The organism is Rhodococcus sp. 1R11 (genome assembly GCF_004563845.1).
In the GTDB taxonomy this organism is placed as follows: Bacteria; Actinomycetota; Actinomycetes; order Mycobacteriales; family Mycobacteriaceae; genus Rhodococcoides.
The window spans coordinates 19,956-40,180 of sequence record NZ_SPNG01000008.1 but is presented as its reverse complement, the minus strand read 5'-3'; the positions used below and the strand labels follow the sequence as shown (position 1 = coordinate 40,180).

At 65.1% G+C, this 20,225-nt stretch carries 19 protein-coding genes; 7 read left to right on the top strand and 12 right to left on the bottom strand.

The features are described 5' to 3' along the window. The first annotated feature begins 26 nt into the window (after window positions 1-26). Window positions 27-278 (top strand): hypothetical protein, encoded by a 252-nt coding sequence (locus E4P29_RS15255; protein ID WP_135045997.1) that lies wholly within the window; start codon window positions 27-29, stop codon window positions 276-278. A 40-nt stretch (window positions 279-318) separates the two neighbouring features. Here E4P29_RS15255 and E4P29_RS15250 read toward each other — a convergent pair whose 3' ends face one another. Genes E4P29_RS15250 through E4P29_RS15235 form a run of 4 tightly spaced genes read right to left on the bottom strand, consistent with a single transcriptional unit; the run spans window position 319 to window position 3,820 of the window. Then, window positions 319-939, bottom strand: coding sequence for a TetR/AcrR family transcriptional regulator (locus E4P29_RS15250; RefSeq protein ID WP_135045995.1), 621 nt, complete (start codon window positions 937-939; stop codon window positions 319-321). Between the two features lie 42 nt (window positions 940-981). Beyond that, entirely contained in the window at window positions 982-2,211 is a 1,230-nt protein-coding gene (locus E4P29_RS15245; RefSeq protein WP_135045993.1) for an FAD-dependent oxidoreductase, read from the bottom strand. Next, the gene (locus E4P29_RS15240) at window positions 2,205-2,528 is read right to left on the bottom strand and encodes a 2Fe-2S iron-sulfur cluster-binding protein (RefSeq protein ID WP_135045991.1); all 324 of its coding nucleotides are present in this window, start codon (window positions 2,526-2,528) and stop codon (window positions 2,205-2,207) included. The genes E4P29_RS15245 and E4P29_RS15240 overlap by 7 nt, the downstream gene beginning before the upstream one ends. Next, window positions 2,525-3,820, bottom strand: coding sequence for an alpha/beta hydrolase (locus E4P29_RS15235; RefSeq protein WP_135045989.1), 1,296 nt, complete (start codon window positions 3,818-3,820; stop codon window positions 2,525-2,527). Before E4P29_RS15235 ends, E4P29_RS15240 begins: the two co-directional genes overlap by 4 nt. 132 nt (window positions 3,821-3,952) lie before the next feature. Between E4P29_RS15235 and E4P29_RS15230 the strand changes: the two genes are divergently transcribed. Genes E4P29_RS15230 through E4P29_RS15220 form a run of 3 tightly spaced genes read left to right on the top strand, consistent with a single transcriptional unit; the run spans window position 3,953 to window position 7,230 of the window. Then, window positions 3,953-5,008 carry a hypothetical protein gene (locus tag E4P29_RS15230; protein WP_135045987.1) on the top strand — a complete coding sequence of 352 codons (1,056 nt, stop codon included), beginning with the start codon at window positions 3,953-3,955 and terminating at the stop codon, window positions 5,006-5,008. A 1-nt stretch (window position 5,009) separates the two neighbouring features. After that, on the top strand, window positions 5,010-6,329 hold the full coding sequence (locus E4P29_RS15225) for a cytochrome P450 (protein ID WP_135045985.1): 1,320 nt from the start codon (window positions 5,010-5,012) through the stop codon (window positions 6,327-6,329). 46 nt (window positions 6,330-6,375) lie between these two features. Beyond that, window positions 6,376-7,230 carry an SDR family oxidoreductase gene (locus E4P29_RS15220; RefSeq protein WP_135045983.1) on the top strand — a complete coding sequence of 285 codons (855 nt, stop codon included), beginning with the start codon at window positions 6,376-6,378 and terminating at the stop codon, window positions 7,228-7,230. Window positions 7,231-7,358: 128 nt separating this feature from the next. On the opposite strand, the gene E4P29_RS15215 is transcribed toward E4P29_RS15220, so the two are convergent. The 4 genes from E4P29_RS15215 to E4P29_RS15200 are packed head-to-tail and all read right to left on the bottom strand — an operon-like array spanning window position 7,359 to window position 11,063. Continuing rightward, complete coding sequence (locus E4P29_RS15215) at window positions 7,359-8,159, bottom strand: SDR family oxidoreductase (protein WP_135045981.1); 801 nt, start codon at window positions 8,157-8,159, stop codon at window positions 7,359-7,361. After that, window positions 8,156-8,677, bottom strand: a complete 522-nt coding sequence (locus E4P29_RS15210) for an aromatic-ring-hydroxylating dioxygenase subunit beta (protein ID WP_135045979.1) — start codon at window positions 8,675-8,677, stop codon at window positions 8,156-8,158. The genes E4P29_RS15215 and E4P29_RS15210 overlap by 4 nt, the downstream gene beginning before the upstream one ends. Before the next feature lie 39 nt (window positions 8,678-8,716). Beyond that, on the bottom strand, window positions 8,717-9,913 hold the full coding sequence (locus E4P29_RS15205) for an acyl-CoA dehydrogenase family protein (RefSeq protein ID WP_135045977.1): 1,197 nt from the start codon (window positions 9,911-9,913) through the stop codon (window positions 8,717-8,719). Between the two features lie 43 nt (window positions 9,914-9,956). Continuing rightward, window positions 9,957-11,063 (bottom strand): acyl-CoA dehydrogenase family protein, encoded by a 1,107-nt coding sequence (locus E4P29_RS15200; protein ID WP_135045975.1) that lies wholly within the window; start codon window positions 11,061-11,063, stop codon window positions 9,957-9,959. Between the two features lie 186 nt (window positions 11,064-11,249). Between E4P29_RS15200 and E4P29_RS15195 the strand changes: the two genes are divergently transcribed. Then, window positions 11,250-12,029, top strand: a complete 780-nt coding sequence (locus tag E4P29_RS15195; protein ID WP_135045973.1) for an SDR family oxidoreductase — start codon at window positions 11,250-11,252, stop codon at window positions 12,027-12,029. A gap of 200 nt (window positions 12,030-12,229) precedes the next feature. Next, complete coding sequence (locus E4P29_RS15190) at window positions 12,230-14,584, top strand: CoA transferase (RefSeq protein WP_135045971.1); 2,355 nt, start codon at window positions 12,230-12,232, stop codon at window positions 14,582-14,584. A 55-nt stretch (window positions 14,585-14,639) separates the two neighbouring features. Here E4P29_RS15190 and E4P29_RS15185 read toward each other — a convergent pair whose 3' ends face one another. Beyond that, on the bottom strand, window positions 14,640-15,821 hold the full coding sequence (locus E4P29_RS15185; protein ID WP_280634543.1) for an NAD(P)/FAD-dependent oxidoreductase: 1,182 nt from the start codon (window positions 15,819-15,821) through the stop codon (window positions 14,640-14,642). A gap of 30 nt (window positions 15,822-15,851) precedes the next feature. Beyond that, window positions 15,852-16,898, bottom strand: a complete 1,047-nt coding sequence (locus tag E4P29_RS15180) for an amidohydrolase family protein (protein WP_135045966.1) — start codon at window positions 16,896-16,898, stop codon at window positions 15,852-15,854. Window positions 16,899-17,101: 203 nt separating this feature from the next. Here E4P29_RS15180 and E4P29_RS15175 point away from each other — a divergent pair, with 203 nt between their 5' ends. Further along, window positions 17,102-17,929, top strand: a complete 828-nt coding sequence (locus E4P29_RS15175) for an IclR family transcriptional regulator (protein ID WP_245154344.1) — start codon at window positions 17,102-17,104, stop codon at window positions 17,927-17,929. A 118-nt stretch (window positions 17,930-18,047) separates the two neighbouring features. On the opposite strand, the gene E4P29_RS15170 is transcribed toward E4P29_RS15175, so the two are convergent. Next, on the bottom strand, window positions 18,048-19,115 hold the full coding sequence (locus E4P29_RS15170) for an extradiol ring-cleavage dioxygenase (RefSeq protein WP_135045964.1): 1,068 nt from the start codon (window positions 19,113-19,115) through the stop codon (window positions 18,048-18,050). A gap of 105 nt (window positions 19,116-19,220) precedes the next feature. Next, window positions 19,221-20,192, bottom strand: coding sequence for an alpha/beta hydrolase (locus tag E4P29_RS15165; RefSeq protein WP_135045962.1), 972 nt, complete (start codon window positions 20,190-20,192; stop codon window positions 19,221-19,223). Window positions 20,193-20,225 lie beyond the last annotated feature (33 nt).

The window sequence follows — 20,225 nt, the reverse complement described above, 5'->3', positions numbered from 1 at the left end:
CCCTAGCGGACGAAGAGCCACTCCCTGTGGACGTTCCGGCTGCTCTGCGCGACGCTGCCTCACGCGTCGAACTGCTCATCGGCAACACCGAGGACGACGCCGCACCCTTCGTCGCCGTGTATCCGCGGATCGCGACGCTACGCAGATTCGGTTTCGTCGGACGCGCATTGGTTTCTCGCATAGTTGCCCGCGCAACACAATCGACGTTCGGGATCGACGATATCGTGAAACTCTGGCGTCAGGGACACGGAAAAGTGGCGACCTACCGATTCGATTGAGCTGCAACAGGTTCGTCACTCAGCGTCATTCTCACCGAGTTCATGACGGGCGTGAGACCAGCAGGGTGGTTGCGGCCTCGAAGGCGTCGTCGAGCCGACGTCCGAGCAGCTCGAGTGACGGGTCGTTCTCCTCGCGCCACCGCTCGAAGGCGACACGCAAGGCACTCAATGCCCAGGCCGCCAGCAACTCGGCGTCTCGGTGTGACCGCGGCTCCGGGAGCCGTTCGAAGATCACCTCGGACAGCAGTACCTCCCAGTCGAAGACTCGGTCGCGGATGCGCTTCATGAGGGCGGGAGACGAATAGGCCATCTCGGCGCTGATCCGCATCTGCTCGGCGAATCGGCTCGACGGGTCGTGGACGGGGTCGAACGCGCGCCGCAGAGCGAGCCAGATCGGCTCGTCGGCCGGGCGCTGTTGCAGCACCGAGCGGAAGGTCGGGCCCGGGTCGTCGAGCCACGCCATCGCGAGGTCTTCCTTGGACTCGAAATGCCGGTAGAAGGTGCGGCTTGCGACGCCGGCTGCGGAGGCGATCATGTCGACGCTCGTGGCCTCGATGCCGCGCTCCTCGAAGAGTTCGCGGGCTGCGTCGGACAGGCTGGCGCGTACCGCCTCGCGGGCGATCGCCCGCCCGCCCACGGGGCGCTCGGACCGGTCCGTCATGGGGCAGGCTCCTGTCGGACGATGGCTGGGTGACGGAACACGTCAGGGTCGGGCGAGCAACTGCCGGACAGAAATCGAGTCGTCCGTCAGGCAGTCGATGGCGGTAGCTATGGGCCGGCCGAGCCAGGACTTCGATTGCGCGAATTCGGCCGGTCGGTCGACCGCCTCGATCCGGGTGATCCGATCGTCGACGATACCAAAGGTCATGAACGATCCCTGCGACATCTCGCCCCTGGTCAGCCAGCGTTCGGCCCGTGCTGCGGGGTCGCCTGCCATCTGGATCTTGACGTCGAACTGGTTCGACCAGAACCAGGGTGGGCCGTCCACCGGCGCAGGACGGCCGAGGATGACCGCCGCCACGCGTCGGGCACTGGCGGCGGCGTGTGGTGCCGACTCCAGCCGACGCGTCGACCCGTCGGGACGGACCACCCGCGCGCAGTCGCCGATTGCGAACACATCGAGCGCCGAGGTGCGGTAATCGGCATCGACGAGCACACCGTCGTCGACGGACAGGCCCGCCTGCTCCGCGAGCGAGATCTCCGGGACCATCCCGATCCCGACGACGACCTCGTCGACCTCGAGATTCGCCTCGTCGGTGACGACGTGTGCGATCCGGCCGTCGTCGCCAGCGCGTAGGTGTAGCCCCGTCACGCCGGTTCGGATGTCGACGCCGCGGCTGCGGTGCAAGGCCGCGACATGGTCGGCGGTCACCTCGCTGCATACGCGCCCGAGCAGACGCGGTGCGAGCTCGAATACCGTCACGGCTGCCTCGCGAGAGCATGCGCTCGCCGCGACCTCGAGCCCGACGAATCCGCCACCTACGACCCCTACCCGGGTGCCGCGGAGCAAGCGACCACGCAACCGCTCGACGTCTGAGTGCGTCTTGACGTGGTGGACGTTCCCGGCGTGCTCGACGGCCGGATCGGCCAGGGCGCGGGGCCGACCTCCCAGTGCGAGCACCAGCATGTCGTACCCGACGGATTCATCGTCGAGGTGAACTGTCTTGGCGTCGATGTCGACTCCGTTCACGTGGCGACCGAGTACCAGTTCGATGTCGTGCTGCTCGTAGAACGACCGGGGCCGGGCGAGGAGCTCGTCAGCGGCCGTCGTTCCGAGCAGGAATCCCTTCGACAGCGGCGGACGCTGGTACGGCGGCAGGTCTTCGTCGCCGATGAGCGTCAGGGTGCCATCGAAACCCCCGGCCCGCAGCGCGGCGACGACCTCACCTCCAGCGTGCCCCGCCCCGACGATCACGATTTTCGGACTCACCATTGGCTCGCCGGGATGCGCACCCTGACGCCGTCGAGGGCCGGGCCGACGGTGACCTGGCACGACAACCGGCTGCCCGCCTCGCGTTCCGCGGACGTCGCGTCGAGCATCTCGTCCTCGAAGCCCGTCGGCGGTCCGACGACGCCGATCCAGGCATCGTCGACGATGACATGGCATGTCGCGCACGACAGCTCTCCGCCGCAGTCTGCGACGATCCCGGGGACGAGGTTGGTCAGAGCGCTGCGCATGAGAGAGTCGCCGTCTGGGGCGTCGACCGAAGTGACAGTGCCGTCTGGCTGCTCGAACTCGACCGTGCTCACGATGCGGTCCGATCGCTGCCGTCCGCTACGGCGTATCCCGCCATGCGGTCGAGGGCCGACGTCAGGTGCGGGCGGAATCCCTCGGGGTCGTCCGACGGGGTGAAGTGCGAGAGCCCGGGCATGGTGACGAACTCGGCACCGGGGATGTTCGCGGCCAGCGCAGACCCGTTGTCGTTGGGCGTCAGCATGCTGATGTCGTATTCGCCCGTGAGGATCGTCAACGGGGTCTTGGCGGTGTCGATCAGGTGCCCGTCGACGCGCAGGTCGTGGCCGAACATGAAGTAGTCGTTGTCGGCCGGGTAGATATCGCGATGGTTCGACGTGTAGATCCACTCCACCTCGCGGCGGAAGTCCTCGGGCGCGTTGATGCCCGTGACGTCGAACATCGTCGCGCCGACAGCGCCCGCGGCGACGCGAGGGTCGCGGAAGCGATCGTTGTCGAAGGACTGCCAGGATTCCATGTGGTAGAGCCCGTTCACTCCGATTGCGCCGCGGATCGCATCGGGGTGATGAGCGCACAGATCGGAGGCCAGCTGGCCTCCTACGGAGCAGCCGACGAAGATCGGCCGGTCGAGACCCGTCGCGGCGATGAAGCCCGTGACCCAGTTCATCAGCGTTGTCTTGTCGAACTTCAGGTCCTTTTCCCACCAGCGTGAGCCCAGTGGGGGCAGCGACTTGCCGTGGTACGGCAGGTCGATCGCGATCATTGTGTATCGCTCCTGCAGTTCGGGATCGGCGAGCACGTGGCGGTACTGGCGGCCGTCCGCTCCCGCGGTGTGCATGAACACCACCGGTACCGGCCCCTGTCCTGCCTGCTCGTAGTAGACGCGGTATTCGAGGCCGTCGACCGTGTAGCGGACGTAGCGGCCGATCGGGTCGTCGGAGGCGGCGAACGGATCTGCTTCTGCGACCTTCTCGCGTCGACCGGTCGCGGTCTCGACGCCGAGGCGGACGATTCGGTTCCATGCGCCGACATAGGGGGCCACGACGGTGGGCCAGTCGGCGTCGATCGTTGCGCCGAAGACCTGGGCGGACGTCATGCACTCCAGTCCGACCTGCGGCTTCTCCACAGCCATGAGCGTCCACAGCCAAGCGGGGATCTTGATGCCGACTGTCGGTGTGCCAGCGTCGGGTGCCACGTCGGAGGTCGTGATCACTCCGTCGTTCACCGCCAGTTCGAGGACGGACTCGCCGAATGCCACGCGCACTGTTCCGTGAAAGGCCTTGAAACGAACCGCGAGCTCGCGGTCGTTTTCCAGCCGCGTCCGCAGCCGTGTGATGTCGAGAGTCATGGGCGTGTCCTTCCTGACACTGGCAACAATTTATCCGTCATATATTGACTATGTGTCACACTATGACAGATAGTCAGAGTGAGCAACATCACACATTGCGGCCAACGCGATCTCCCCGGCGACAGGATGACGATGACGGAACGACATGACAGGGCGGCGCTCCTCGCCGCCGCAGAGCGTGCCAAGCGCACTGCGATCGACTGGATCGAGCAGCAGCTCGAGGACGGCCGCCCTCGCGATAACGCTCTGAAGAACACGTGGTGGCGCGTGCCGTGGGCGCTCTCGGTGGCCGGAGCCGGCGACACGGCCGCATCGGTCCTCCAGTGGGCCGAGCGCGACGCCTTGGACGAGGATGCGGACTTCGTATCCGGACCCGCCGAGTTCATGCCCGGGGCCAGCCCGGTTTACGAACTCAGCGCCCTCGCGATCGCGGCGTCGCGCCTTGGCCGGAGCGATCTCGCCAACGCCTTGCTCGATCGTTGCCGTGCCTTCCAGAGCCAGCACACCGGCGGCGTGTACGACCGGCGCGACCGAGCGGACGGGAGCGAAACACTCCAGGACCTGCTCAAGACGTGCCAGCTCGGCATCGCCGCCGTGGTCGTCGGCCGCCGCGATATCGCCGATCCGATCGCAGCCTGGGTACGGGAGCTGTGGGCGCAGCAGCCCGAGCTGCCGAACGTTCTGTACGCGGGCCGCGGCGACGACGGCTCACTGTTCATCCCTGCCGAGGACGACTACTTGCGAAAGTTCTTGCTGCGCGTCGACTTTCGCGAGCCCCTGCAGGCGTACTACAACCCCGGGATCGCCGCAGCCTTCCTGCACGGTTACCGCGCGCTGACTGGGTCCGACGACCGCGACCTCGCACGCAGCTTCCTCGCCTTGAACGCCGGCGGCACAGACGCCCAGTTCACCGATCCGAACTCGGTGCAGATCTGCAAATACGCCTGGGGTGTTGCCTGCGACGTCGCACTGGACCCGGCATCGCCGCTCGTCGACGATGCCGAGCGGATGACCGAGTGGTTTCTCGACCGCCAGAACGCCGACGGCTCCTGGTCTCCGTCGACCTTCGGATCGACCGAGGTACCGGCTCCCGTCGACCGACTGTGGAAGACCGCCGAGCACCTCATGGAGCTGACGTTCCTGATCGAAGCCCTGACCACTGCCGACCCGACGACCGCTGAGGACTGACATGACCGACGACACCACCACCTCCCCCGCACTGTGCCCCGTGACCTCACCCGAAGGCCGAGTCGACATCGACTTCGACCACCTCGCCCCCGACTACTCCGACAACTGGAGCGACCGCCTCAATCAGCTGGCCGGGTGCCCCGTCGCCCACTCTGCACATCACGACGGCTTCTGGATGATCACCGGACACGAGGAGCTCAAAGCTGCCGCAGCCGACTGGGAGCACTTCTCGTCCCTGCACGACGGCGTCGCGGGCGACGCATTTGCCGCACGAGACCAGGTCGCCTATCCCGAACCGCGCACTCCACGTGGCGGGTCGATGATCCCGGCCGCCTCGATAGCCCGCATGGTGCCGAGCGAGGCGGACGGGCCGATGCACACCGACATCAGAAGACTCGAAGTGCCGTTCTTCACACCGAAGGCAGTCCGGTCCCACGAGCAGCAGATCCGCACATACGTCGACGAGGCCCTGGACGCCGTGATCGAGACCGGGCGTATCGATTTCGCAGCAGATCTGGGCCGGGTGATCCCGACGAAAGTCACGATCTCGGTCATCGGCTTCGACCCCGACGAATGGCACGACTTCGCCGCCGTGGTCCACGCCATGAACCTGCACGGGATCTTCTCTCCGGATTTCCCGTTCGAGGCGCTGTTCGCCACGCAGGCAAAGGTCCTCGAGCTCGTCAAGGCGCGCCGCGAGAATCCGCAGGACGATGTCGCCTCGGCCCTGACCCGGGGCTCGGTGCTGTCGTCACCGGTCACCGACGAGGAGGCGGCAACGATCCTCAACGGTCTGACGTTCGCGGCCACCGACACCACGACCTCAGCCCTGCTGCATTCGCTGCGGTGGCTCTCGGCGCACCCCGAGGAGCGCGAGCTTCTGTCGCGCGAGCCCGAGCGGATCCCTGCGGCGATAGAGGAGTTCCTTCGCTTCTACAGCCCGTTCTTCGGCATCGCCCGCACCGTCGCCGCAGACATCGAGATCGGCGGTCAATCGATGGCCGAGGGCGATCGCGTCATGTTGACCTATGCCGCCGCGAATCGGGACGCCCGCACGTTCGAGGACCCCGACCGCGTCGATCTCACCCGCGCCAACGCATCCGAGCACGTCGCATTCGGTGCCGGCCCGCATCGATGCCTCGGCGCGCCGCTGGCCCGCCTCGAGCTGCGCATCATGCTCGAGCGCATCCTCGAGCGGATTCCCGACTTTCACGTACTCGAGGACGACGTCGTCGAGTACCCCATCAAGTCGACCATCAACGGCATCGACCAGCTGCCCGCGACATTCACGCCCAGCACGCGCGTCGGTGCCGTCCACTGACCTGCAACCCCTCATCACCGAAATCCCTTATCACCGTAGGAGAGTCATGAAGAGTGTTCATCGCGAGACCGGGGACCTGACCGGACGCGTCGTCGTCATCACCGGAGGCGGCCGCGGCATCGGCCTCACGACCGCGACCCAGCTGGCCGCGGCCGGCGCACGGGTAGTGCTGGGCGACCTCGACCTGCCCACGGTCACCGAAGCAGCCACCTCCGTGGGCCACGGCACGGTAGGAGCAAAACTGGACGTGACGAGCCGCGAGTCGTGGGGCGAGTTCCTCGACGCGACGGCCGCGGTCGGGCCGATCGACGTTCTCATCAACAACGCAGGCATCATGCCCATCGGTCGCTTCCTCGACGAGGACGACGCAATCTCGCGAGCAGTGCTCGACGTGAACGTGCTCGGATGTGGGCTCGGTATGAAAATGGTCGTGCCGGGCATGATCGAACGCGGCGGCGGGCACGTCGTCAACGTCGCTTCTGCCGTCGGCCGGCTGCCTTTGGCCGACGGTGCCAGCTACTCGGCCTCGAAGGCCGCCGTCATCGCGATGAGCGAGGCCGTCCGCGACGAGCTCGCAGACGACGGCATCGACATCAGTGTGATCCTGCCGACCGCCGTCGAGACAGCCCTTGCCGCGGGAATCGCCCACGCCAAGGGAGTCAAACACCTCGTGCCGGAGGACGTCGCGCGGTCGATAGTCGGCGTCGTCCGACGCCCCCGAGCCGAGACATGGGTGCCTCGCTCGGGCGGGTTCATGGTGGCCGCGTCGGCGGTGCTGCCCCGCAACGTGCGACTGGGTCTGCAGCGGCTGGTCAGCGCCGATACGGTCCTGAGCAGTGCCGACAGGACGGCTCGCGTTACCTACGAGCAGGAGCTGCGCCGAAAGATCGGGCGGGACTGACGAAACATCTGTCGCCCCTGTTAGGACCCGTCTAGAGAATGGACTCGCCACCGGCCGAGCGATGGTCGATGGCGAGTCCGGTGGAGGAACAAGGCGTTCGAGCTACCTCCCAGGTCCGACAAGAGCGCTTACGGGTGCGGCACCCACGGCCAATACTTGGCTGTCGCACCACCATCGACGGTGATGTTGCTGCCCGTGATCATTGCCGAGTCGTCCGACGCCAAGAAAACGACCGTTGGTACGTAGTCGCTCGCCGACGGCAAGCGGTTCATCGGCATCTGCCCGTAGAAGTCGTTGGAGTACTCGTTGTCGGGCGACTTCGCCGCGCGCAGCATGGCCTGCATCTCAGGGTTGTCGGGCTGGGTGGCGGTAGGAGTGAACCCGTTGACGCGGATGTCGTGACCAGCCAGCTCCATTGCAGCCGAACGAGTGAAATTGATCAGACCGCTCTTGGCCGTCGAGTAACCGATATTGCCGGCCTGACCTTGCCAAGCAGCAGTCGAGAGCACGTTGACAATGCTGCCCCCGCGTCCACCCTCGATCATCGCCCCGGCTGCTGCCCGGGTGAACACCAACGCCCCTGTGAGGCAGATATCGACCTGGCGCCGGAACTCCTCTACCGGCATCGTCATGACGCCCTTGTGGTTGAACATCATGGCGTTGTTCACCAGGACGTCGACCCGCCCCCACCGCTCTTCGGCCTGCCGCACCACATCCTCGGCGTGCGCCGGATCCGTGACATCACCGGCAACCGCGAACGCCTCGCCACCGGACGCGACAATGCTGTTTGCCGTCGCTTCGGCCACGGAATGCACGAGGTCGGTACAGATCACCCTGGCTCCCTCCGCCGCCAACCCGGCGGCCAGCGCCCCACCGATGTTGGCGCTGGCTCCCGTCACAATTGCCGTCCTACCCTCGAGACGGTTCACAGAATGATGCTGACCTTGCCGTGCGGCCGTAGTGCATCGAGCACCATGACCGATTTCCGGCTGATGAACCGGAAGCCGGTCACCTCGTCTCGCTCCACGATGTGCCGGTACTGGCCGACATACGTGTCCAGGACCCCCGAGCGAACTCGGTAGACCGCGAAGTTGGCCAGCACATGCAGACGGTCGTTCGGAGCCTCCATCACCCGCACGTTCGAGATCATCCGCCGCGTTGCCGAATGCGGATACTCGGCGTGCGCGGCTCGCGTCAGCAGCGAGTTGACCCGTTGCTCCAGCAGGAAACGATCGTCATGGACCAGGAAGAGATCTTTCGACGGATCGCCGTCCGGACGGTCCGTCGCCGGAATCTCGTAATAACCCCCAGGCGCGAAAAGGTCGAGCCACTCGTGCAGGCGCCACTGGTCGAGCATCTCGGCCTCCTCGAACAAGAACTGCTCGACGTCGACCAGGACGTCGCGAGCGGCTGTCGACCGAAGATCGGGCTGTGTCGTCAAACTCATCAACATTCTTCTTTCGTCGTGACTTCGATGGACCGGTCGTCAGCCGGCGAGGCGGCCGACGAGTTCACGGGCGACGATGATGCGCTGGACCTGGCTGGAGCCTTCGAAGATGTCCATGATCTTGACGTCGCGATACCACTTCTCCAGCAGGAGCTCCTTGCTGGTGCCCTCCGGTCCCAGCAGCTGCATGCAGCGTCGGATGATCCGGTCGCACGTCTGCGGGGAGTACCCCTTCGAGATCGCCGGGTTGTACCGGTTGGGGGTGCCGTTGTCGAGTACGAACGCCGCCTTGTAGTTGATTCGGCGGGCGCGGGAGAGTGCCTCGTTCATGGCATCCAGATCGCGCTGCACCGCAGCCCAGCGGTGTACGGAGTACCCGGCCTGCTGACCCTCGAGAAGCTTCGTGGTCACGTCGATGGATGCCTGCGCCATGCCAACGGCCATCCCGGCCATGTTGGGTCGGTTGTTCGACAGCGCCGCCAGGGCACCGCCCTGACCGGATACCCTGGGACCCTCGTCGACCGGACCAGCGGCGTTCCAGCCGAGACGGTTCTCGAGCGGCACACGGCAATCCTGAAAGAGAAGCTCGGATGTCTGCCAGCTGCGGATACCGAGCTTGTCCTCGTTCTCCTTCGCTATCGAGAAACCGGGCGTCCCGCGCGGTACGACGAAGCAGGCGATCCCCTTCGCACCGAGCGATTTGTCGGCGTTGGCGAACACGGTGATGTAATCCGCACGCGCACCATTGGTGCAATACATCTTGGAACCGTTGATGACCCAAGAGTCGCCGTCCCGCACCGCTGTGGTGGCGACCTGCGAGGTGTCGGAGCCGAAGTGAGGCTCAGTGAGCGCGAAGCCGGTCGAAAGAGTCCCGTCCATGACCGGGTCGTACCACTTCTTGATCTGCTCAGGACTGCCCATTGCCTCGATGACGAGTTGACCGATACCGCGCCCCGGAACGCCGAACCCCCACACGTCGCCGTACACGAAGTTCTCGTGGTAGGCCATCTGCGCGACCCAGAAGCCGTCGGCGAATTCAGGCAGCCGATCTGTGTCGGTGTCCTCGCGCCCCAACGGAACGGGCGAGGTATGCAGGATCGCCTCCCAGTCGTCCGGAACCTTTTTCCGAGTGTCGGCCTCGCGGGCATGGGGACGAAGTGCGCCGGACGCCCATTCGCGCAATTCCTGCGCGTACCTCTGCAGCTCCGGACTCAGCTCGAACGATGTTGTGCTCATGCGTGCTCCTCGATGAAAGTGAATGTGGTGGTGTCGGTCATGGTCAGAAGACGGCGCTGAAGGAGGATGCGGTTGGATCGAAGTCGAGCGTCGAGAGGAAGGCCGCCGTCCGGTACCACAGCTCGACGGGGTACTCGCGGATGAAGCCGTGCCCGCCCAGCACCTGCACTGCGTGACGGGTGGTTTCGGCTCCGTTCTCGCTGGCATACGACACGGCGGACGACACAACCGCCGAAATGCGTTCGATGTCGCCGTCGTTGTCGATCAAGGATGCTGCGTCGAGCACTTCGAGTCGGGCCTGCTCGGTGCGCGCGAAGGCCTCGGCCAGAGGGAACGAGATGCCCTGGAAAGACGCGATCGGCTTGCCGAAAGCAACCCGGGTCTTGGCGTAGTCGGCGGCGTATTCCAATGCGCGCTGAGCCATTCCGGTCTGAGCAGAGGCAACTGCGAGCCTGAGCCACTCGACACTCTTGCGCAGGCCCTCGGAATTCAGGAGGTTTGCGCGCGGGACGACGACGTCGAAATCGATGCTGGCGATATCCGCCGCGTCGAGCGCCAGTGATTTGTCTCGCACACCCACATTCACGCCATACGCGGTGCGCGGCACGATGACAGCACGCAGGTCGCGGGTGGAGGGATCGACACCGACGACGATGATCGACTCGGCCTGACCCGAAAACGGCACTCCGACCTTCCGACCGGTGACGCGTACGCCGTCGCCGTCGTCGGTGATGGTCGTCTCGAGCTCGGACGCTCCGCGGCCGAATCCTTCGTACAGTGCGACCGAGCCGCGGTTGTCGAGATTCTTCGACGCTTCGAGGATGCCTGATTGCTGCTGGGAGGTGCCGTGCAAGGAGATCAGCAGTGATGGGGCACCGCTCCAGACGGCCGCCAGCGTGATGCCCGCGTCACCGTAGGCGAGGTTCTCGACCGCAGTCATGTAAGTGACGGCACTGGGCATGCCCCCGCCACCGAGTTCCTCGCTGACCGGAGCGGTGAGTTCCGTCCCGACGATGGCTTTCCAGGTCTTGGACGGGACGACTGCGGCCGCTTCGGTCTCCCTCGCTACTGGAAACAGCACCTCGAGGCCGAGCTCCCGCGTCATCTCCGCGACGGCTTCCTGCTCATCGTCCTGTGCCAGGTAGATCATGAACTCTCCTCGTTGTGGTCGATCACGCCACTCGCCGGAAGGCGCTGGCTTTCATACGATGCTGCGTCGCGCGTCACAGACCGACAATCCGTTGTTCCGCTCCATGGAAGCTGCGCCGCACGCCGCGCCCGGCCGCCGTTAGCGTCCGAGGAGCCGTGAACACGCACTGGCCGAAGGGAGCTACCCATGCAGACAGGACTGGCCGGCAAGATCGCCCTCGTGACGGGGGGCAGCCGCGGTATCGGCCGTGCGAGTGCTCTCGCCCTCGCAGCAGAGGGCACACGCGTATGCGTGGTCGGCCGTGACAGCGACCTGCTCAACGAAGTAGTTGCTCGCTCCGACGGGTCCGCGGTCTCGGTCATCGCCGACCTGTCGACCGAGGAGGGGTGCCGGGTCGCCTACGACGCCTGCATCGCCGGCTACGGCTCCCCCGACATTTTGGTGAACTGCGCAGGCTCAGCCGGGATGGGCCCGGTACTCGACCTTCGCAGGTCCGACATCGACGACGCGCTGCGTCTCAAGCTGCATGGCTACCTCACGATGTCGCAGCTCGTGGCACCGGACATGCGACGCCGCGGGTGGGGGCGCATCGTCAACGTATCCGGCGGTGCCGGTGCCAGTCCGACCTCGACCAACCTGCCCACGAGTCTGGCCAACATCGCCGTGCACAACCTCACGCGAGCCCTGAGCGACGAGTTGGCGCCCGACGGTGTCCTCGTCAATGTCGTGGCACCGGGCCTCACTCTCACCGGCCGCGCCACCGACCTCTTCCGGGTCGCGTCAGAAAAATCGGGCCGGAACGTCGAGGCGTTGATCGCCGAAGCCGGCGCCGGAGTGCCCGCCGGTCGTGCGGCGCGGGCCGAGGAGATCGCCGCCGCCGTCTGCTTTCTGAGCTCCGAGCTCTGCAGCTACATCCATGGGTCGGCCATCTACATGGACGGCGGTGGGCGTCGAGCGACGCCGTGACCACCTCGAGTCGAGGTTGTCGCACACCTCGAGGCCGGCCGCGCCGCGGCCCCGGCACACACAACCGCACCGCGGCCACGATGCTGAGCCGGACAGCCTCCGTCGGCTGAGCGGGACGTCAGGTTCCGTCGGCCGGAACGTTGTCTGGGTCGAGCGCGTCGGCGCATGGATCGTGCAGGCACCGACGAAAGGAATCAACCATGCTCGACGATGTGACCGTCCTCGAGGTAGGCGACCGAATCTCGACCGGCTTTGCCGGCAAGATGCTCCGCGACGCGGGAGCGACCGTGGTCCGGGTCGAGGTGAACGCACGGCCCGAACTCGATGTAGCGGGCCGCGACTTCGCAGCGTATCTACACGGCGGCAAACACTCCGTTCGGCTGAATTCGCTGCGAGATATCTCGTCCGACCTTCCGGGCTTGGTGTCACGCGCAGACGCCGTGGTGTGCGACGGTAACGATCCCGCGGTGGTCCGCGCACTGCGAGCACTTCGCGAGCAGCAGCCGGATCTGGTGGTCGTGTCGATTTCCGACTACGGCCTGAACGGCGCATCTCCCTCCGTTCCGGCCAACGAGTTCACCCTGCAAGCCGAGTGCGGTCTCACGGCCGTACACCCGACAGGCGACCGGCCCCCTGTCTACGCAGGAATCGACATCGGCGAGTACACCGCGGGCATCGACGCGGCGGTCGGTGTCGTCGGAGGACTGCTCGCGTCCGAGGCGGGCGCAACGGCTGTCGACGCCGACATCTCACAATTCGAGTCGATGGTCGGTGTCCTGCAGATTCCGTGGCTGTACGGGCAACACGATCACCACGCCGCGTACACGTGGCCGCAGGCAGCGGTACCGGGCATCGAGAAGGCGAAGGACGGCTGGGCATGCATCGTGGCCGTCACCCCGCAACAGTGGATCGACTTCAAAGCTCTCGTCGACATCCCCGAGCTCGAAGATCCGCGTTTTGCGGAACTGGTCGACCGACAGCACTTGACTCGGGAGGTCACGCCCCTCATTCGCAGCTTCACTGCGCAACACACGGTCGCCGAACTCGTCGAGATGGGGGCCCGTGCGCGAGTGCCCATAGTCCCTGTCGCCACCTCCAAGACCGTCCCCGAGCTACCTCCGTACACAACCCGCGGCACGTTCGTGTCCCACCGCGACGGCTTCCTGCAGCCTCGGCCTGCGTTCCGTATCGAGGGCGACGCATGGCAGATCGGCGAGCTGGCGGAGCAGGGACGCGACAACGACACCGACTGGGGATCGCGGCCGGAGCGTGTTGTCCGAAAGGACGCCGATCCGGCCCGTCCCCTGGCGGGGGTTCGTGTGCTCGACTTCGGCAGCTTCCAGGCGGGACCGCTGGCGACCCGCAATTTGTCCTCGTACGGGGCCGACGTCATCAAGGTCGAGTCGGTCACCCGACCCGACCTGATGCGCTTTGCTGGTCCGCTCCCCACCGCTCCCGACCCGTGGGAGCGCGGCGCAAGCTTCACCGCCACCAACTGGGGTAAGCGGTCGGTCACGGCCGACTTGAAAGACGCAGAAGGACACGAAATCGTCGAGCGACTCGTCGCGTCGAGCGATCTGGTTATCGAGAACTTCTCGCCCCGCGTGATGGAGAAAGTCGGGTTCGACGTCGACGGCATCCGTCGCCTGCAGCCCGACGCCATCGTGATGCGGCTACCCGCGTGGGGACTGACCGGTCCGTGGAAAGACCTCCCCGGTTTCACGTATTCGGCCGACGCCACCTCGGGACTGAGCGACATGACTGGCTACCCGGAAGGCGAGCCCTTACTGACCAGCACCGCCTACGACCCGATCGCAGCCGACATGTCCACATTCGTGGCGCTCGCGGCCCTTCGCCGCAAGTTGTCCACCGGACGCGGCGCTGCCGTCGAGGTGTCACTGTGCGACGTCGCCCCCCAGACCACCGCCCAGGGAGTAATCGCATCGAGCCGCACCGGTGAGCGAATCGAACGACGCGGCAACGACGCTCCGGGCATCTCACCGCAGGGCATGTACCGCGCGTCCGACGGAGCATGGGTGGCCGTGTCGATTGCCACCGACGAGAACTGGCGGGCCCTCGCAGACGTCACCGGTGGGGCACCGTGGGCGACGGCGACAAATCGAGCCGATCTCGCCGGCCGCCTGGCCGACCGCGATCTTCTCGACGCCGACTTACGCGACTTCGTCGGCAATCACGAGTCCAGCGAGCTCGTCGAGCGTCTGCACAGTGTCGGCGTCCCTGCAGCAATCATGCAGTCGGGCAAGGAGGTTCTTGCGCACCCTGCGGTGGTGGCGCGAGGTCGTAACGTCGATGTCGTGCACTTTGTCAACGGCTCCAAGGAGCACCTCGCCTCGCCGGTCAGATTGTCGAGCCAGCTGAACAAGGCCCTTGCCATCCCACGACCGTCGCCGATATTCGGCGAGCACAACATCGAGGTCCTTCTGGAACTCGGCTATACGGACGACGATATCCAGCGGTTGTACAAGGACGGCAAGATCGGTGGTTCGCCGTTCGGCCTGCCCATCGGCGAGCGTCCGCCCGCACACTCCAGATGATTCGGACGGTCGGGGCCAGCAGGCCCCGACCCTCGCTGGCGGGGATGGACGGCGCTCAGAGCCAGCGAGGGGGCTCCAACGATTGCGCGAGTGTGAACCAGGCACGCATGCGATCGGGATCTTCGGCGATGCGCCGCATCGGGGCGAACTCCTGTTCGACGGCCGCGTCGTCCTCCAAGTTGAAGACGAACTTCTTGCGCTCCGACGATGTCGGTGACGCGTACTCGACATAGTTGTGGCGACGCTCCTCGGCCCACCGGTCGAGCAACGAGTTGTCCGCCTGCCCGGAGACGACGGCTGCGAGAACCTCGCTCAGCGCGAACGCGTCGAAAAGGCCACTCGACATGCCGTGACCGCTCGCGGGATTGGTGATGTGAGCCGCATCGCCGATAATCATGACGCGATCTCGGCGGAACGTCGCAGCCGCGCGCTGATGGATGCGAAAGGACGACCACGTATAGGTCGCCTCTGCCATCTCGGCCGACAGTCCTTCTACGAGAACATTTTTCATGCGCGAATCGATGGTGTTCTCCGGCATCGACCTGTCTTCGGCGTAGATGTACCTCCACCGAGAGCCGGGATCGACACACGCAGCTATCGCGCCGAACTGCGGGTCGATCACCGCACCGGCACCACGCATGCCCAGGACCTCGAGATCGGCATCGATCTCGACCGAAACGAGGCGTTCGGGCCAGGTGATGCCGACGAACGAGAGGCCCAGAGCACGGCGTACCGCGCTGTGGGCACCGTCGGCACCCACGACCCATTTCGCGCGCAGCGTGACCTCGCCCTTCGGCCCGTCGGACGTCACCGTCACACCGTGATCGTCCTGTGCGAGATCGGTCAGCGCAGAACTCAGGAAAATCGTGACTTCGCTGCGCTCATCGAGGTGCTCGAGCAAAATTCTCGTCACCTCGGCCTGCCGGACATGAAGGTTGAACGGGAAGGGACAGTCGTCCTTCATCACGCCGAGGTCCAAAGTCACTGTCTCGCCGGTGGAGTGCACGCGATAGAACGTGTGCGGCTCGCAGTACCCGACGCTCAGCAGATCGTCGAGGATTCCCAGGCGATCCAGGCCGGGCAGCACATTCCACTGGTAGACCAGGTCACCAGGAGTCGTGCCCGCCTCCTGCCTCGCCTCCAGTATCGTCACGCCGATGCCTGCGCGTGCCAGTCCGAGCGCGTGGGTCAGCCCCACCGGCCCTGCACCTACAACGATTACCTCGTGCGCGTTCACTGATCCATCCTGTCGTGACCGTATTGGTCGTCAAACCGCGGGGGGCCAAGCGTGCAGACCCAGGAACCCCATCGCGTTTCCGGACAGGATCGGCTCGACGACATCATGATCGAGTATGCGCGCGTGCGCGGCGTCCCGCACGAACGAGCCTGCGGCCGCGAACAGGTCCGGGAAGAACGGGTGATCGGTGCCCACCATGACTTTGTCGGCACCGAACCGGTGTACGAGGAGGCGCAGATGTTCGGGATCGAGCACCAGGGTGTCCACCCACAGCGATCGCATGCGCTCGTCCATTGCCTCGACCGGACCGGCACCCCACACCTCGTGTGCCTTGCGTAGGCGGGGGTAGACCCAGCCGAACGCGCCGCACCCGTGGGCCAAGCCGATCCGCAACCGCGGGAACTTCTCGAGTACGCCACCGAACACCAGGCCCGTCGCGGCGATCGAGGTATCGGTCAGCATGCCCATTCCGAAGTCGTAGAGCTGCCCGGTGCGTCGAACCGCCCCTCCGCCTCCGCCCACCGGGTGAATGAAGACGGCCGCGTCCAACCGCTCTACGGCTTCCCAGAACGGCGTCAACGATGGATCGTCGAGTTCGGTGTCGTTGATCCTGGTGCCGATCTCCACGCCGCGCAGACCGAGATCGCCCATCACTCGTTCGAGCTCCATGACTGCAATGTCGACGTCCTGCAGCGGAACTGTCCCCAACCCCAGCAGACGACCCGACGAACCCTGTACATCGGCGGCCAGCGCGTCGTTCACAGCGGCCGAGTACTCCTGAGCAGCACCGGGTGACGCGCCGTACGTGAGCATGACCGGTACCGGAGAGACGACCTGAAGTGATACCCCGGCGTCGTCCATCGCCTGCAGTCGATGCTCGATGCTCCACAGCTGTGACGTGACGGGCCGGAACACCCGGTCGCCGATCATGATGCGCCCGGAGCGCTCGTCATCGATGACCAGACTCGGAAGCACCTCGCCGGAGGTGGGAGCGAATCCATCCAGCGACGCCGCAAAATGGTGGGCGTGCGCATCGACGACCGTCGGCTGTGCGGTGGTCGAATCTGGTTGACCCATAGTCGGTTTCCTTCCGGGCACGTTCCGGCGGAGTCGCCGTCGAACGACCGTAAGGAGCCCCGACGCATGAGGACGAGGTGGCGTTCCAGGGAGCAGAACAGGAAGCACCGACCGATACGGGTAGCAGCGGTATCCTGTGTGACGCGCACCATGTCGGATACCGAGCGCGCATACCTTCGAACGCGCAGACAGAGGTGAAATTCGTGACCGATGCCGAGTCGACCGGCTTCGAGAAAGAGACGCCCTCGATTTTGACCAAGGCGTTCGACGTACTCAATTCGTTCAACCAACACGAGCGGGTCATGACTCTGAGCCAACTGGCGCGCGCCTCGGGTCTGCCGAAATCGACAGTTCACCGTTTGCTCGCGCGACTCGTCGAACTCGGGGCCCTCGAGCATCACCGCGCTGGTTACAAGCTCGGTCTCGGGCTTTTGCAGTTGGGCGCTACCACCCCGGCGGCAATGTTGCGCGATCAGGCAATCCCGCACCTGGTGGCCCTGCAGCGGTGGAGCAGGCAGACGGTCACGTTCGCGGTGCTGCGTGAATTCGACGTGGTGTACCTCGAAAAACTTGCACCGTCGGACTCGCCGTCGACTCTTGCAAGCATCGGGGGTCGATTACCTGCCAACTGTACTGCGATCGGTAAGGCTCTTCTGGCCTACGAGGACCTCGACGACCTTGCAGGTTTTCTACCCCTACGACTACACCAGCTGACACCGCACTCGATCACCAACGCCGACGACTTCGTCGAGCACCTTCGAATCGTTCGCAAGGAGGGCATCGCACGCGAGCAAGACGAAGCGCAAATCGGCCTCCACGGTGTCGCGGTGCCGGTGATGGTCAACGGGTTGGCGGTCGGTGCAATCTCGATAACCCACGGGCCCAACTCACCAGCCGGCGGTCAGATCGACGCCGCACTACGCGACACCACTGCCCAGCTGTCAGCCGAGTTGCGGTCGTACCTCGCCGCCGCTCCCGGGCGCGATCGAATAGTCCCCCGCACCCTTTCCGATCCGCCCCCCTGGTCCTGACAACACCCTTGTTACCTGAGTCCCTCGGACCTCGGTCACCTTTACGCCGCAGGGCGGCCACCGCATGCGCGGTGGCCGCCCTACGGCGTACGTTGGAGCTCAGGCCAGTCCGCCCGACTCAGCGATAGATTGCGAAGGTTTTGTTGGAGTTGAGAACCTCGGTCTCGACGAATTCGCTCCAATCGAGCGTAAGGCCCAACTCTTTCATCGCACCCAGCAGACAGAACCAGTTGAGCATCTCGTGCTGCCCTGCAACCACGATGTCGGTGACTGTCTTGGATGTCCAATCGTCGAAGTTTCCGGCGACCATGGAGTCGTAGAGCGCGCGATCGGCCTCGGTGTCCGGTCGTAGGTGCCAATCCTTGTCGTTCAGGAAGGCGTGCGACCAGCTGGCCGACGCGACCAGAGCCACCCTTTTTTCGCTGTTGTGCAGGGATTTGCCCACTGCCTGGCCGAACTCGAAGCAACGCTTCGGGGACGGGCCGGGCGGGTCGAGGTCCTCGCCCTTGAGAATCTCCGAGAAGGGCGCGATCCCACCTCGACGCGCGATGACGTGCTCGCCGTAGCAGTTCACAGCCATCGGGATGATCGGGTAAGGAAACCTTTTACCCACATTCTCGAAGTCCAGGAAGATCTGGGTGTTCGCGAACGCATGCGGAAAGTGGTGCATGTCGGGCCGTGGCTCGTACGAGTAGGCGACGTCGACGCCGTTCGTCAACACGTCTTTGGCGATCTTCTTCGCGAAATCCTGATCACCCCGCATCACGAACGACTGGCCGTTCGGCAGATCCCAGGCGTTGGGGACACTCAGCACCTCGAGAACACCGAACGGATCGATCTCGGTGTCGGGATAGGCCAGAATGCAGAACGACGGAATGACTTCCTCGCGGAAGTTTTCGTACTGGTCGTCACCCCACACGATGACGACGTCGGGGTCGAATTCGTCGAGTGCTTCACGGCAGGTGCTGAGACCGGCGAGCAGAGCCTTGCGGTGCCGACCGGCAGCTGCCGTTCCTTGATCGTCCGACCATTCTTCTTGGGCCAGGGCGGACCAGTTCGCGGGGTCTTTACGCTCCGCTGGGATGTCGGGGTCCGTCAAGACCATCTTCATGAGGTTCGCCATGAAGGGATCCTTCGCAGCGAGCATGGGGTAATGAGTGATGCCGAGACCGAGCACTTCTGCCATGGTCGCTCCTTGTGGTTGTTGTGCCGTGAGGTGCCGCGAGCACGGCACCGGTGGCCGGGACGACGGCCAGGATTGCCGTCCCGGGGTGGTTGGCGGTCCGGTCGATCAGGCTTGTGCCACAAGCTCTTTGATCTCGGGACGCCGGTCCGAGACGCCAGCGGCGTCAGCCGTGGCGCGCGAGACCTGTCCATCGCGGAAGAACTCCAAGTACACGGGGTTGAACAAGTCGGGGCGGTCCGTCTGCCCCTGATGTCCGCACTCGTCCGGGTAAAAGAACTGCACGTTCGGTAGTCGCTCTTCCTGCACGAAGCCCCATTCAACAGGGGTCAGCACGTCCTGCCGGCCGTACAGGTAGATCCCCGGAATGGTCATCTTGTCGAACCGGCCCTTGGTCGACATCCGCGCGCGAAGGTTCTCGTCGTCCCACGCTTTGAATCCCGCGAACGCATGTACGTTCGGGAGAAACTCGGGGTAAGCCTCCGCATGGCGCGCGGCCGCTTGGTAGCGCATTTCGACAAGGTCGTCGTTGATGGATTCGGGGCGATGCAGGATCGACGACATCATCTTTCGCATGCCGTCCTTCGTCCCGTCGTAGACCGTCAAATCCAAACGGCCCTTGGGCTTCTCGAGGCCCTCCGTGATATCACCGATGTCGCCGGCGATCAGCACGTAGCTCAGCACTCTCTCGGGGTGAGCCGTCACGTAGGAGACGGTGTTCATGCACCCCATCGAATTGCCGGAGATATGGAACTTGTCCAGCCCGACGGCGGTGACGAACATCTGGATGAAGTCGGTGTGGTCGTGCAGCCCCTTCGGCCGGTACTGCTCGGCAGTATCGGACAGGCCGAACGCCGGCATGTCCGGGCAGTAGACCCGAAATCCGTTCTGCGCCAAATTGGCCGCGATGTAACGCCAGCCGGCCGAACCCGACGAACCGGGGAGGCCGCCGTGCAGTAGTAGAACTGCGGGGCCGGTATCACCGGCGAACATGTAGTGCGCTTTGGCACCGTTGCCGAGACGGACCCACTGACTCGACATGCCCGGAACCTCGATGATGCCTTCTTCTGTCAATGCCATTGAACTCTCCTCTTCGAATTCCCGCGTTGCCGT